Below are 12,384 nucleotides of genomic sequence, written 5' to 3' on the forward strand. Positions count from 1 at the left end.
AAAAAGGAGTCGGGATGAACGCACAATCCCAGGCCAAATCACCAGAGACCCTGCGCGCGATGGTTGCCGGGACGCTGGCGAATTTTCAGCATTCAACCCTGAAGCATAATCTGACGACGCTTAAAGCGTTGCATCACGTCGCCTGGATGGATGACACGTTGCACGTTGAGCTGGTCATGCCGTTTGTCTGGCAGAGCGCGTTTGAGGACTTAAAAGAGCAATGTAGCGCCGATCTGCTGCGTATTACTGGTGCGAAAGCGATCGACTGGAAACTGTCGCATAACATTGCGACGCTGAAACGCGTGAAAAACCAGCCGGGCATTAATGGTGTAAAAAACATCATCGCCGTCAGTTCGGGTAAAGGTGGCGTGGGTAAATCCTCTACTGCCGTGAACCTGGCGCTGGCGCTGGCTGCGGAAGGGGCGAAGGTAGGGATACTGGACGCCGATATTTATGGCCCGTCAATCCCGACGATGCTCGGTGCGGAAAACCAGCGTCCAACCTCTCCAGACGGTACCCATATGGCGCCGATCATGTCTCACGGCCTGGCGACAAACTCTATTGGTTATCTGGTTACTGACGATAATGCGATGGTGTGGCGTGGCCCGATGGCCAGCAAAGCGCTGCTGCAGATGCTGCAAGAAACCTTATGGCCGGATCTTGATTACCTGGTACTGGATATGCCGCCGGGTACGGGTGATATCCAGTTGACGCTGGCGCAAAACATTCCGGTCACGGGTGCGGTTGTGGTGACCACTCCGCAGGACATCGCGCTGATCGATGCGAAAAAAGGCATCGTGATGTTCGAAAAAGTCGAAGTGCCAGTGCTGGGTATTGTTGAGAATATGAGTATGCATATTTGCAGCAACTGCGGTCATCACGAGCCAATCTTCGGCACCGGTGGCGCGCAGAAACTGGCTGAGCAGTATCACACCCAACTGCTGGGACAGATGCCGCTGCATATTTCTCTGCGTGAAGACCTGGATCGTGGTACGCCGACGGTCATCAGCCGTCCTGACAGCGAATTTACCGCCATTTACCGCGACCTGGCAGGACGTGTCGCTGCCCAGCTCTACTGGCAAGGGGAAGTGATCCCGGGTGAAATTGCTTTCCGCGCGGTGTAATTAATAGCGTTAAAAATATTCACTGCATCAATAATTAATTGATGTGGTGAATATGTTGGGTCAAAATTTAACGTTATTATTTATTCAGACTGTATAATTTATGTCTTTTCCTGAATAAATATCTTCAATATATCATTTAAACTGATTAAATTGCTCATATTAATCTATAATGCTAATTAGTTTTAGCGAGGCAGTTAATCTCGTGAATTTATCGAGTACTTCTGACAACATTAAGTGATATTTGCAGTATCTTATGACTAATTGACTTGCGGGTATTTCACGTACTTTCTTGCTGAAAGTACGTGTTTTTTCTATTAACGATGATAAAAAATCTCGCCGTCGTAGGCTTTAATGATCTTACCGTCAGCATCGTTGATTAGGACGTACGCACCACCCATGTAGGTCCAGTGGGTACCGGCGGTAGGGGCTGGCAGGTTGCGTTGGTTCCATTGATTAATCGCATATTCGTCAGTACGGTACAGCGGTGGGACCGTGTCACCAGGTTTAAAATGGGTAAAGTCGGCGATGAAACCGCTCAACTCATACTTATCAATTCCGGTGGGAGCAGCTGTTGCGGCCGGCGCGGCCCAGACGACGCTGCTTGCAAGCAGGAGTGCACCCAGCAACATTTTATTCTTCATACCCATCCTCTTTACCTGTTCGGGTCATCAACATCAGTCGTGTATCATTCCTGGCTTATAGGGCATCTGACAAGAACTTTTTTGTGTTCACGCCAGTCATTTCGTAAAAAGTGTAAATGAATGTACAGAATTACGACAATCTCGAGCGCAAGATCCATCACGAACTGCAAGATAGCGAACAACAGTGTGCGATTAATCGGGTCTGGCGGCTGATGAAGTGTCCCGGGAAAAGGCTCAGGTCGGGGACCGAAGCCTACGAGCGCGTAAAGGGGAGGCCAGTATCGTGACGCCAACAGGCTCCAGCGGCAGTTCAATCCGGAAGCACCGGATGAACGTTGGGTAACGGACATATATATAAATTTAACTATACGATTTTAATTTTATCGTAGCGGTAAACGGTTGGATAATTAAAGCCATAAAGTTTAGATTCAGAAAAGTTAAAGATATTTAAAATAATTCGGAGCAGAATATTTTCTAGTGATAAAACAGATATTTCACACTAATTAGATAATGTATTTCATATAAAGGATGGGGGAATTATAAATCGTTTTTAGTGAAGTGCAGTTAATGAAGCACGATCGCTACTGCTAATGAATTGGTTTGCTAACTCACCGAATTCATCTAGATCATTTTTTGTAATTAACAAAATGACTCCTTAGCTAAAAATTAATAAGAAAAAAGGGGCGTTATAGCCCCTCCATAATTTAAGCTACTGTATCTAATATTTCTGATAAGAAATCTGTAAAGTTAGGGAATGATCCAAAGACATTTTCGGTGCCTACATTATCTCTAATTTCAAAAAGGTTTGTTTTACTATCGTAAGTAAATATAGAGATACTATCATTGCCAATCACTAATCGCTCACTTAAATCAGGATTGATGTAATCATCATTATCCCTATAAAAATCATTCATAATAAACAAGTTTCTTACTAATGGCTCTGGTATGGATAGGCTAAATAAGATTAAGCCATCAAATTCAAATCCATCCATTGTTTCTAAAAATGTAACATAATCAGGTTGATTTACTAATAATAAGTAAACTTCATCACCTAGCTTATCAAGTGTTGGACTTAAGATAGAAGTTGATTTTCGCTTATTTATACTCAAAATGTATTGGTCTGTGATAGGCTCTTCTATTGGATAATTCCAGTTGGTCATTTTGCTTTTCAAATCATTCAGGATTTCACTAATATTATTACTCATTTAAATTCCTAATAATTAATTTAGCAGATAAATTGAACCAGTTGGCACAGCCCAAAAATAAAAATGATTCCAGTAATAATTCTAATTACGAGATTTATTAATCCCAATGAACCAGCCTTCATCTATGTTGCGTTGTGTATTGTCATATACCTCATCAGCCATAGCTCGATGCTTCCTCTTATATGGATGAGTATAATAAACAATGTTCCGTTTCCTTTCTGGTATATCATAAATAGAGGGTACTTTTGTATAGTGATACTCTTCTGCGTCTAATTCGTAATAGATTCGTGATTCATCGAAAGCTCTGAAAGGGATCAATATATGCTGAAAATCCTCAGGGGCTAGCTCCCTTCCGGCATCCCATGCCCGGATAAGCCTAAATTCTCTCATGTAAAACCTTCATGAAGTAAAAAGTATATTATCATCGGCCGATGCGTGGTCAATTATTTAGATTGTGAATGCTTCAAATGATATTCATTGGTTTCATGGGTGAAATGCAAACTTGGAAATGATTCAGGTTAATTATTTTATTCACTGATTAAAACCCTTCTTTTCTTCTGTCCTTTGAACAGAAACTATAGTTGTGAGTAAAATTTACTTGAATGATATCTAATGTGAAAGAACCTACGGCTCCTTCAACCGACATAACCACGGTGATGATCTGATGCACAGTAAAACGGGCTTTACGCATAGCGATCTCCTTCGTTGGCAGATTGAGTATGCTGGAAGATATCTCTAGATGTGAATGGCACGATTATGCGGGATGTTTACAGGACGCCGGTCAGGGGCTTGCTTTAGCAAGCTACTTCCTCTACGCTGTTAATATTATTGGAATTTATGTAACTAAATGACTCGGGGTGCCCTTCCTGGTGAAGGCTGAGAAATACCCGTACCACCTGATCTGGATAATGCCAGCGTAGGGAAGTCTGACACTGCTCGTGTCCCTTCTTCGCGCGGGCAGGAGCTGAACCATGCAGCCTGACCTGCACAGCCGCACACTCGCGGCTCACACCTTACACCAATTTAGAACGCTTTCCCCTCTCACACACTGCATGACCAACGAGGTCGTGCAAAGCTTTACGGCCAATACGCTGCTGGCGCTGGGCGCATCACCTGCAATGGTAATCGAGCCCGAGGAAGCCAGTCAGTTCGCGGCTATTGCCAGTGCATTACTGATTAACGTCGGCACCTTAACCCGGGAACGGGCTACGGCGATGCGCGCCGCAGTTGAGCGGGCACAACTTGCTAAAACCCCGTGGACGCTCGATCCCGTTGCCGTGGGGGCGCTGGAGTTTCGTCGTCGCTTCTGTCTGGATTTGTTGGCGCTACAGCCTGCGGCTATCCGCGGCAACGCTTCGGAAATACTGGCTCTGGCGGGTATGAACGGTGGGGGACGCGGCGTGGATACGACCGATACGGCAGCCGCTGCGCTTCCTGCAGCGCAGGCACTGGCTCGTCAGGTTGGGACCATTGTCGTGGTTACCGGCGAAATTGACTATGTCACCGATGGTCAGCGTACCGTCTGCGTGAACGGCGGTGATCCGTTGATGACGCGCGTGGTGGGCACCGGATGCGCGCTGTCGGCGGTCGTTGCAGCCAGCTGCGCCCTGCACGGTGACCAGCTTGATAACGTCGCCTCTGCCTGTAGCTGGATGAAACAGGCTGGACAAATAGCCACTCAACAATCAACCGGACCGGGCAGTTTTGTCCCGGCATTTATCGACGCCCTCTATAACCTGAATGCGCAGGAGCAACTATGAAACGGATTAACGCATTAACCATTGCCGGAACCGATCCAAGCGGTGGCGCAGGTATTCAGGCCGATTTAAAAACGTTCTCGGCGCTTGGCGCTTACGGCTGCTCGGTTATCACGGCGTTGGTGGCGCAAAATACGCGCGGGGTGCAGTCGGTGTATCGCATTGAACCTGACTTTGTCGCCGCACAGCTGGATTCGGTGTTCAGTGATGTGCGTATCGACACCACTAAAATCGGTATGCTGGCGGAAACGGATATTGTTGAAGCGGTCGCCGAACGCTTGCGTCGCCATCGGGTGCAAAATGTCGTGCTGGATACCGTGATGCTGGCGAAAAGCGGCGATCCGTTGCTGTCTCCTTCGGCGGTTGAAACGCTGCGTACCCATTTGCTGCCGCAGGTTTCGATTATCACCCCAAATTTACCCGAAGCTGCGGCGCTGCTCGGGGCTCCCCATGCGCAGACTGAGCAGGAGATGTTAGAGCAGGGAAGGGCGCTGCGGGCGCTGGGTTGCGAGGCGGTGTTGATGAAAGGCGGTCATCTGGAGGATGCGCAAAGCCCCGACTGGCTCTTTACCCGTGATGGCGAGCAGCGTTTTACCGCGCCAAGGGTGATGACCAAAAATACCCACGGTACTGGCTGTACGCTATCGGCGGCACTGGCGGCGCTGCGTCCGCGCCATGACAACTGGGCACAGACAGTGCAGGAAGCTAAGTTGTGGCTTTCAGCGGCATTGGCGCAGGCCGACACCCTGGAAGTCGGTGAGGGAATTGGTCCGGTGCATCATTTCCACGCGTGGTGGTAATGAGTATACTGGCTGCAGAAACGGCTGCAGGAAAAAGATAAATGGAACAAGCGCATACCCAGCTTATCGCGCAACTGAATGAACGTATTTCCGCGGCAGATAACACGCCGCTGTATATGAAATTTGCGCAAACGGTGAAAAACGCTGTGCGCAGCGGGATTCTGGAGCATGGAAACATCCTGCCCGGCGAGCGCGATCTCAGCCAGTTGACCGGCGTTTCGCGAATTACGGTTCGTAAGGCGATGCAGGCTTTGGAAGAAGAAGGCGTCGTGACGCGCGCCCGCGGTTACGGGACGCAGATCAACAACATCTTCGAGTATTCGCTAAAAGAAGCGCGTGGTTTTTCACAGCAGGTGGTGTTGCGCGGTAAAAAACCAGATACGCTGTGGGTTAACAAGCGGATTGTGCCTTGCCCGGAAGAGGTAGCGCAGCAGCTGGCTGTTGCCACGGGGAGTGACGTCTTCCTGCTCAAGCGCATTCGCTACGTAGATGAAGATGCGGTTTCTATTGAAGAGTCATGGGTTCCTGCCCATCTAATCCATGACGTGGATGCCATCGGCGTTTCACTGTATGACTATTTTCGCAGCCAGCATATTTTCCCGCAGCGCACTCGCTCACGTGTCAGTGCCCGAATGCCTGACGCAGAGTTCCAGGCGCACATTCAAATGGACAGCAAAGTGCCGGTGCTGGTGATCAAGCAGGTAGCGCTTGACCAGCAGCAACGGCCCATTGAATACAGCATCAGCTATTGTCGAAGCGATCTATACGTGTTTGTGTGCGAGGAGTAACGCCTCGCGCGTAGGGGCGCAATCGCCCCCGCGATGCCCTACCACCCAGGACGCCACGGCGTTTCCAAGCAGTACCGCGTCAGCCAGCGACCAGCCAGACGCCAGTCCCGCCAGCATGCCGCCAGCGTGGCTGTCACCAGCGCCAATGGTATCAATGACCGCTGTCGCAAATGCCGGTACGCAACCGGAAGTTTGTGTGCTGAAATACCACGCACCGTCTTTATCGTGGCGTACCACCACCGGTGTGGCAAAACGTTGCACCCATTGTGCGCCAAAACCTTCTATATCCTGGCTTAATGCAAACCGCTCGGCGGCAATTTCCGCCTCCTGCCGATTGAGCGATACCAGTGGACGGCAGGCCATAATTCTTGCCAGTAAGGGCTCGGGAATGTCGCCGATGCGTGGGCCAAAATCGATAAACGGCGTCACTTCCTCCAGCCCTTCCAGCCAATGCACCAGCAACTCACCACACGGAGAGGCTAACTGATAGCCCGAGAGATAAACCAGGCTGTGACGTGGGATCTCCAGCTGTGCCAGCCAGTCAGCGTTCCACTGATTTTCGACGCCACTAAAGGACATAAAGGTACGTTCGCCATCCGGCTCGACCAGAGCCAGACACCAGCCGTTATCGCCTGCGGCGTTATCGATCAGGCTGTGCAGTCCCTCTTTTGCCATCCGGTTGCGGATAATATCGGCCCACACCCCCTGACCCAGCGGTAAAGCATTACTGGCGTCGATACCTAACCGCTTGAGTGCTACGGCGATATTGAGCGCGCAGCCGCCAACGTTCACCCCTTGCTGTTTGAGTTCAATGTCACATCCGCGCCAGGGAAGGGCATACGCATCGGCAATGACATCAATCACCGCCGCACCCACCACCGTAACGGGTCGCTGTGTGCGTAACTGCGGGAGAAGTTGTTGCAGACGCGTGGTGCTCATAGTGCCTCCCGCTGCTCGCGCAGTCGCATCAATCCACTGGCGTAGCGGATAAAGTCCAGCTGATTTACCGCATCGAGCTCATGTTTCAATGCCGGATTAATCGCACTTACGCCGTGGAGCGCGCCACAAATGGCAGTTGCCATCGCCCCGATGGTGTCGGTATCGCCCCCGAGGTTCGCGCACAGAATGGCGCAGCGGTTAGGATCGGTCTGCGCCAGCTCAACCATAGCGATGGCGCATGGCACGGATTCAATGGTACTGGTTCCGGCCCCTACAACCTGATACAACTGCTCGCAGGCAGACTCAATGCCGTCAGCGTTACGGACAATTTTCAGCGCCAGTTCAAGGCGTGCAGAGAGCGATGCGCTAAAGGTAGTGATCCTTTTTTGCTGCGCATGTCGGGCAATGGCTGGCAGCGCGTCGACAATCTCTGACCATTTTCCGCCATCGATAGCGCGTGATACCGCCCATGCGACCACCACTGCGCCAGCGATAGCCAAATCCGATTTATGCGTCGGGCTGGAGGCTAATGCCACATCATCGATAAAGGCATCGAGATCGCGCGCGGGGAGCAGGCATCCCAGCGGTGAAACGCGCATTGCCGCTCCGTTGGTAACGCCGTTATTTTCCAGTTCGGCGACAGGTTTGCCGTCGCGAATGGCTTTTAGCGCAATTTTTGAGGTCGGGCCGAGCACGTTTTTATTAAAAGCATCAAAACGTTCGGCCCAGGCCAGAATATTGCGGCCAATAACGTCGGGTACAATCTCTCCGTCGCACTCAAGCAGGGCATCAGCCAGACACAGCGCCATGGAGGTGTCATCAGTGAACTCCGCCTGGTTAAAATAGCAGGCGGCATTATTCTCCGCAGGGCCGGGTAAAAAACGGTCGATCCAACCGAAATGGGCTTTAACCCGGGTTCTTGGCCACAGTTCCGACGGCATACCCATCGCATCCCCTAACGCCTGCCCATAAAGAGCACCGAGAATACGTTCTGCTTTCATTTTACTTCCCCTTGTTTCAACGCTACATCGCGATCGTCCACCTTAATGGCGGTGATTTCTTTATCTGACTCGCGAAAGAAAATCATAAACATTACGGCAATGACGGCGATCATGACCGCGCCAAATCCCCACATGCCAGCCCAGTTAAAGGTAAGACCATTCACCGGTTCCTGATAAGCAAACATTTTTTCCATCATCACGCCGCCCAGACGATAACCGAGCAGGCTACCGAATCCCTGACAGCAGAGGGTGATAAGCCCTTGCGCCGCGGTGCGCATATGTACGGGCGCTTTTTTATCGACATAAATGTAGGCTGTGACGTAGTAGAAGTCGTAACTGACGCCGTGCAGCAGAATGCCGAGAAACAGCAGAGCGTAAGTGAAATATTCTTCCGCGCCGCCGTAAACGAAAAATCCGTAGCGGATAGCCGCAGTAATAAGACCAAGCAGCAATACCTTTTTAATGCCAAAGCGTTTGGTGAAAAACGGTAGCGCCAGCATAAAGAAGATTTCAGAGAACTGGCCCAGCGTCATCCAGCCGGTGGCGTTTTTCATCCCGACTTCTGTCAGATAACCGTTGGCGAAGATGTAATAGAACGCCAGCGGCATCGCGAACAGAAAAGAGCAAAAGAAAAAGACGAGGAAGTTCTTATCCCGCAGCAGGATCAACGCATCCAGACCCAGCATGACCTTGAAATCCATTTTGCCGGTACTTTTCGGCGGTGTATCCGGTAAAAAGAACGCAAAGACGCCCAACAGAGCCGAGCTTCCGGCAGTGATTAGCAGAGGAATATTGGTAGGGGAGATGTCACTATAGCCAAGCATTTGCGGTAAGAAACCGCAGGCCAAACCAGAGGCGATCCAGCCAATGGTCCCCATCACACGGATGCGCGGGAAATCACGTTCAACGTCACTGACATTGGCAAAAGCGATACTGTTAGTCAGCGCAATCGTCGGCATATAGGTCAACGAATAGGCCAGTAACAGTGGGAAAAATCCGCTGAAGGTGGTTTGCTGGGCGGCGAAGTACATCAAAATAGCGCCGACGAACATCAGCACCGCCAGCACTTTTTGCGCGGAGAAAAAACGGTCAGTGACAGAACCGACCAGGATGGGCGACAGGATCGCAGCAATCGCGGTACAGGCGTAGGACCAGCCGATCTCCCCGGCGCTAAAGCCACTTTTACTCAGCCACAGCCACAGCGGTACAAACCAGGCGCCCCAGATAAACCACTCTATAAACATCATGAACGACAGCTTAACTGTAGTTTTCATCTTTAAATCCTTCATGACAGGTAAGGTACGCACTGATAGTACCATTCGATAATACCTTTAAAATACCTTTGAGGTCTAAATTTGACCGCCTTAACATTATTTCTTCCTGAATCGAGCCAGCAGAAGTTGCTGAAAAGTGCGCTAAAGATGGAAAAAAAACGCAGTCGGTACCAGGCTTATTGCTGCCCGCAACAAAGCGGGTCAGGACAATCCACATTCCGGTTTCAAATCGGAACTTACGGGAGCATAGCTATGACTGATATTACGCAGTTGCTTGGCAAAGATGCCGACAACCTTTTACAGCATCGTTGTATGACCATTCCTTCTGACCAACTTTACCTGCCTGGACATGATTACGTCGATCGCGTGATGGTGGATAACAACCGTCCGCCAGCGGTGCTGCGTAATATGCAAACGCTGTATAACACGGGCCGACTGGCCGGGACAGGTTATCTGTCGATTCTACCGGTGGATCAGGGCGTGGAACACTCCGCGGGGGCATCGTTCGCGGCTAACCCGCTGTACTTTGATCCGAAGAATATTGTGGAACTGGCTATCGAAGCAGGGTGTAACTGCGTGGCATCGACCTATGGCGTGCTGGCTTCCGTCTCCCGTCGCTACGCGCACCGCATTCCGTTTCTTGTAAAAATTAACCACAACGAAACGCTGAGCTACCCCAATACGTTTGACCAGACGCTGTATGCCAGCGTAGAACAGGCATTCAATATGGGCGCGGTTGCGGTAGGGGCAACCATCTATTTCGGTTCAGAGGAGTCCCGTCGCCAGATTGAAGAGATTTCTGCGGCGTTCGAGCGTGCTCATGAACTGGGCATGGTCACCGTGCTGTGGGCGTATCTGCGTAACTCCGCGTTTAAAAAAGATGGCGTGGATTACCATGTTTCCGCCGATCTCACCGGGCAGGCTAACCATCTGGCAGCCACTATCGGGGCGGATATCGTTAAGCAGAAAATGGCGGAAAATAACGGCGGGTATAAAGCAGTCAACTTTGGCTACACCGACGATCGCGTTTACAGCAAGCTGACCAGCGACAACCCAATCGATCTGGTGCGTTATCAGTTGGCGAACTGCTATATGGGGCGCGCCGGATTAATTAACTCTGGCGGTGCGGCTGGCGGCGAAACCGATCTGAGCGATGCGGTACGTACGGCGGTGATTAACAAACGTGCTGGCGGCATGGGGCTGATTCTTGGACGAAAAGCATTCAAGAAAACCATGGCTGACGGCGTTAAGCTGATTAACGCCGTGCAGGATGTTTATCTGGATAGCAAAGTCACCATTGCCTGATTCCAGTTGGGGTGTCGTCGTGTTAACGCAGTAGCGGACAACCCGGCGGCAGTCTGCAACGTAGCGCTGCGGGCAGGATTTCAATATGAAATTCTTGTCCGCTAAGCGGTTCGCCATCGAGATTAAACGTAATTTCGTGTGGGGCGCGGATATCAAACCACGATGATGCGCCTTCGATGATGTTAGGGTTGTCTTCGGATTGCGTTAACGCCGAAAGTAGCCCTGGCAGCAGCTCTTCGCCGGTAAAAATACGCAGTTGCAGCAGACCATCGTTGATCAGCGCCGTCGGGCAAAGCTGTTGCCCACCACCGGCCTGACGACCATTACCGATACCAATGACCAGCGCCTTACCCTGCCAGTGAAAATCTTCCCCACGAATGTCGCAGATGTCGGGTTTGAGCGTATCCATGCGCATTAATCCGTGAATAAAGTACGATACGCCACCTAATGCGGCCTTGAGTTTTTCTGGCGTCTCGGTGGTGATGCGTGTGCCGAAGCCGCCGGTCGCCATATTGATAAAACAGGTTTTATCATTGACCTGAACCATATCGATATCAGTCGCATTTCCGGCGATAGCCAGTTTTAACGCCTTATCAAGGGCGTCGGGTATGCCTACGCTGGTTGCAAAATCATTCGCCGTTCCCAACGGTAAAATACCGAGCGCCGGGATATTGCCGCCCTGCGACTGGATCAGCGCCGTCGAGACTTCGTTAATTGTGCCGTCGCCGCCGCCGGCAATCACCGTTGCAACGCCTAACTGGCGAGCTTCATCAACGTAGCGTTGGGCGTCGCCTTTTTCCCAGGTAACGCGAACATGGATTTCCACGCCTTCATCGCGTAGCTCTGCAATGACATCACGCAAGGGGAGATTATCAGCACTTTTTCCATTGAGGATCAGTAAACTGGCAGGGAACGCTATCATCCGTTTGCCTCACTTTTTTTCGTTTTAACAAGTGTACGCCAGGAATGGGTTTATGGCGTAAGAACTGACTGAAAGCGAAGGCGAAGAGATAAAAAAAGCCGCAGAATGCGCAATACTGTTCTGTTAAGCATGTATGGAGAACATGTGATTCTTGCTCAGGGTTTCGTTCACCTCGGCGGTAGCAATTCTCTGAGGCTCAGACACCCATGAACGAGCAAGTGAGGCTCACCGCCGCCTCCCTTGCAACCCAGGCTCCCGGCGGGAAAATCGTCGCTGCGCGATTCATTCGTCTTATGCCGTCTGCCTATCGGGTCGGGACCGGGCCTGCGTCCCTGCAGGCCGTCCCCTCTGCCCGCATCCCTGCGGGCAGACCCGGTCAGCCGTCAACGCCTCATCGATTTTCAGCCGGACCGGGGTCATCGCTGCAACGCACTGACTTCCAGTTAACTCTGTTTTGCTGTTCAGATAAAAAACGCAGGGAGCCGGGATTGTAAAGGGCGTGGCGGAGAACGCCCTTTACACGTTCACAGGAACCGGTGTTTCAGAGAAACGATGCACATGAGGTGAACGGAACCCTTACCGTGAGATAGCATATTCATAACTTCTGCCAACACAGGTGATGCTTTCT

The 12,384-nt window shown here is 51.0% G+C and carries 14 protein-coding genes, 1 pseudogene and 1 riboswitch; of the genes and pseudogenes, 7 read left to right on the forward strand and 8 right to left on the reverse strand.

All coding sequences use genetic code 11. From position 1 onward, the window contains the following. Window positions 1-14: 14 nt before the first annotated feature. The gene (gene apbC, locus OGV52_RS22620) at window positions 15-1,124 is read left to right on the forward strand and encodes an iron-sulfur cluster carrier protein ApbC (RefSeq protein ID WP_016153686.1); all 1,110 of its coding nucleotides are present in this window, start codon (window positions 15-17) and stop codon (window positions 1,122-1,124) included. A gap of 314 nt (window positions 1,125-1,438) precedes the next feature. On the opposite strand, the gene OGV52_RS22625 is transcribed toward apbC, so the two are convergent. Continuing rightward, window positions 1,439-1,771: an RcnB family protein gene (locus tag OGV52_RS22625; protein ID WP_287109196.1), complete on the reverse strand. Its 333-nt coding sequence runs from the start codon at window positions 1,769-1,771 to the stop codon at window positions 1,439-1,441. Window positions 1,772-1,911: 140 nt separating this feature from the next. Here OGV52_RS22625 and OGV52_RS22630 point away from each other — a divergent pair. Then, window positions 1,912-2,116, forward strand: a pseudogene (locus OGV52_RS22630) (IS3 family transposase); the annotation flags it as partial. 353 nt (window positions 2,117-2,469) lie between these two features. Here the strand turns inward: OGV52_RS22630 and OGV52_RS22635 are convergent. From OGV52_RS22635 to OGV52_RS22640, 3 genes are all read right to left on the reverse strand, one after another. After that, window positions 2,470-2,970: a YrhA family protein gene (locus OGV52_RS22635; protein WP_047501006.1), complete on the reverse strand. Its 501-nt coding sequence runs from the start codon at window positions 2,968-2,970 to the stop codon at window positions 2,470-2,472. Between the two features lie 81 nt (window positions 2,971-3,051). After that, window positions 3,052-3,360 (reverse strand): DUF8093 domain-containing protein, encoded by a 309-nt coding sequence (locus OGV52_RS23615; protein ID WP_479415308.1) that lies wholly within the window; start codon window positions 3,358-3,360, stop codon window positions 3,052-3,054. A gap of 148 nt (window positions 3,361-3,508) precedes the next feature. Then, window positions 3,509-3,661 (reverse strand): hypothetical protein, encoded by a 153-nt coding sequence (locus OGV52_RS22640; protein ID WP_287109197.1) that lies wholly within the window; start codon window positions 3,659-3,661, stop codon window positions 3,509-3,511. 152 nt (window positions 3,662-3,813) lie between these two features. Beyond that, a riboswitch (TPP riboswitch) is annotated at window positions 3,814-3,910 on the forward strand. A 31-nt stretch (window positions 3,911-3,941) separates the two neighbouring features. Here OGV52_RS22640 and thiM point away from each other — a divergent pair. From thiM to OGV52_RS22655, 3 genes are read left to right on the forward strand one after another with little or no spacing between them, the layout of a single operon-like run. Then, window positions 3,942-4,730, forward strand: a complete 789-nt coding sequence (gene thiM / locus OGV52_RS22645) for a hydroxyethylthiazole kinase (RefSeq protein ID WP_287109198.1) — start codon at window positions 3,942-3,944, stop codon at window positions 4,728-4,730. Continuing rightward, window positions 4,727-5,527, forward strand: a complete 801-nt coding sequence (gene thiD / locus OGV52_RS22650) for a bifunctional hydroxymethylpyrimidine kinase/phosphomethylpyrimidine kinase (protein ID WP_016156956.1) — start codon at window positions 4,727-4,729, stop codon at window positions 5,525-5,527. Before thiM ends, thiD begins: the two co-directional genes overlap by 4 nt. A 41-nt stretch (window positions 5,528-5,568) precedes the next feature. Continuing rightward, entirely contained in the window at window positions 5,569-6,315 is a 747-nt protein-coding gene (locus tag OGV52_RS22655; protein ID WP_016153677.1) for a GntR family transcriptional regulator, read from the forward strand. On the opposite strand, the gene OGV52_RS22660 is transcribed toward OGV52_RS22655, so the two are convergent. The 3 genes from OGV52_RS22660 to OGV52_RS22670 are packed head-to-tail and all read right to left on the reverse strand — an operon-like array spanning window position 6,289 to window position 9,529. After that, entirely contained in the window at window positions 6,289-7,254 is a 966-nt protein-coding gene (locus OGV52_RS22660) for a PfkB family carbohydrate kinase (RefSeq protein WP_287109200.1), read from the reverse strand. The two genes, OGV52_RS22655 and OGV52_RS22660, sit on opposite strands and share 27 nt — an antisense overlap. Then, window positions 7,251-8,255 carry an ADP-ribosylglycohydrolase family protein gene (locus tag OGV52_RS22665; protein WP_019077202.1) on the reverse strand — a complete coding sequence of 335 codons (1,005 nt, stop codon included), beginning with the start codon at window positions 8,253-8,255 and terminating at the stop codon, window positions 7,251-7,253. The genes OGV52_RS22660 and OGV52_RS22665 overlap by 4 nt, the downstream gene beginning before the upstream one ends. Continuing rightward, window positions 8,252-9,529, reverse strand: a complete 1,278-nt coding sequence (locus OGV52_RS22670) for a nucleoside permease (RefSeq protein ID WP_049269027.1) — start codon at window positions 9,527-9,529, stop codon at window positions 8,252-8,254. The genes OGV52_RS22665 and OGV52_RS22670 overlap by 4 nt, the downstream gene beginning before the upstream one ends. 252 nt (window positions 9,530-9,781) lie before the next feature. On the opposite strand from OGV52_RS22670, the gene fbaB reads away from it, so the two are divergent. Next, window positions 9,782-10,834 (forward strand): class I fructose-bisphosphate aldolase, encoded by a 1,053-nt coding sequence (gene fbaB, locus OGV52_RS22675; protein WP_047359140.1) that lies wholly within the window; start codon window positions 9,782-9,784, stop codon window positions 10,832-10,834. Window positions 10,835-10,856: 22 nt separating this feature from the next. On the opposite strand, the gene yegS is transcribed toward fbaB, so the two are convergent. Continuing rightward, window positions 10,857-11,756, reverse strand: a complete 900-nt coding sequence (gene yegS / locus OGV52_RS22680; protein ID WP_016156953.1) for a lipid kinase YegS — start codon at window positions 11,754-11,756, stop codon at window positions 10,857-10,859. A gap of 206 nt (window positions 11,757-11,962) precedes the next feature. Between yegS and OGV52_RS22685 the strand changes: the two genes are divergently transcribed. Continuing rightward, a complete protein-coding gene (locus OGV52_RS22685; RefSeq protein WP_287109202.1) occupies window positions 11,963-12,250 on the forward strand; it encodes a hypothetical protein in 288 nt (95 codons plus the stop codon). Window positions 12,251-12,384: the final 134 nt, after the last annotated feature.

The organism is Citrobacter sp. Cb041, from assembly GCF_030336655.1.
Taxonomy (GTDB): Bacteria; Pseudomonadota; Gammaproteobacteria; order Enterobacterales; family Enterobacteriaceae; genus Citrobacter; species Citrobacter braakii.

Coding starts and splice junctions, on each gene's coding strand:
- yegS (WP_016156953.1), bottom strand. CDS start 11,756: ATGATAGCGTTCCCTGCCAGTTTACTGATCCTCAATGGAAAAAGTGCT.
- OGV52_RS22655 (WP_016153677.1), top strand. CDS start 5,569: ATGGAACAAGCGCATACCCAGCTTATCGCGCAACTGAATGAACGTATT.
- OGV52_RS22635 (WP_047501006.1), bottom strand. CDS start 2,970: ATGAGTAATAATATTAGTGAAATCCTGAATGATTTGAAAAGCAAAATG.
- OGV52_RS22660 (WP_287109200.1), bottom strand. CDS start 7,254: ATGAGCACCACGCGTCTGCAACAACTTCTCCCGCAGTTACGCACACAG.
- OGV52_RS22640 (WP_287109197.1), bottom strand. CDS start 3,661: ATGCGTAAAGCCCGTTTTACTGTGCATCAGATCATCACCGTGGTTATG.
- OGV52_RS22665 (WP_019077202.1), bottom strand. CDS start 8,255: ATGAAAGCAGAACGTATTCTCGGTGCTCTTTATGGGCAGGCGTTAGGG.
- thiM (WP_287109198.1), top strand. CDS start 3,942: ATGCAGCCTGACCTGCACAGCCGCACACTCGCGGCTCACACCTTACAC.
- apbC (WP_016153686.1), top strand. CDS start 15: ATGAACGCACAATCCCAGGCCAAATCACCAGAGACCCTGCGCGCGATG.
- fbaB (WP_047359140.1), top strand. CDS start 9,782: ATGACTGATATTACGCAGTTGCTTGGCAAAGATGCCGACAACCTTTTA.
- thiD (WP_016156956.1), top strand. CDS start 4,727: ATGAAACGGATTAACGCATTAACCATTGCCGGAACCGATCCAAGCGGT.
- OGV52_RS23615 (WP_479415308.1), bottom strand. CDS start 3,360: ATGAGAGAATTTAGGCTTATCCGGGCATGGGATGCCGGAAGGGAGCTA.
- OGV52_RS22670 (WP_049269027.1), bottom strand. CDS start 9,529: ATGAAAACTACAGTTAAGCTGTCGTTCATGATGTTTATAGAGTGGTTT.
- OGV52_RS22625 (WP_287109196.1), bottom strand. CDS start 1,771: ATGGGTATGAAGAATAAAATGTTGCTGGGTGCACTCCTGCTTGCAAGC.
- OGV52_RS22685 (WP_287109202.1), top strand. CDS start 11,963: ATGAACGAGCAAGTGAGGCTCACCGCCGCCTCCCTTGCAACCCAGGCT.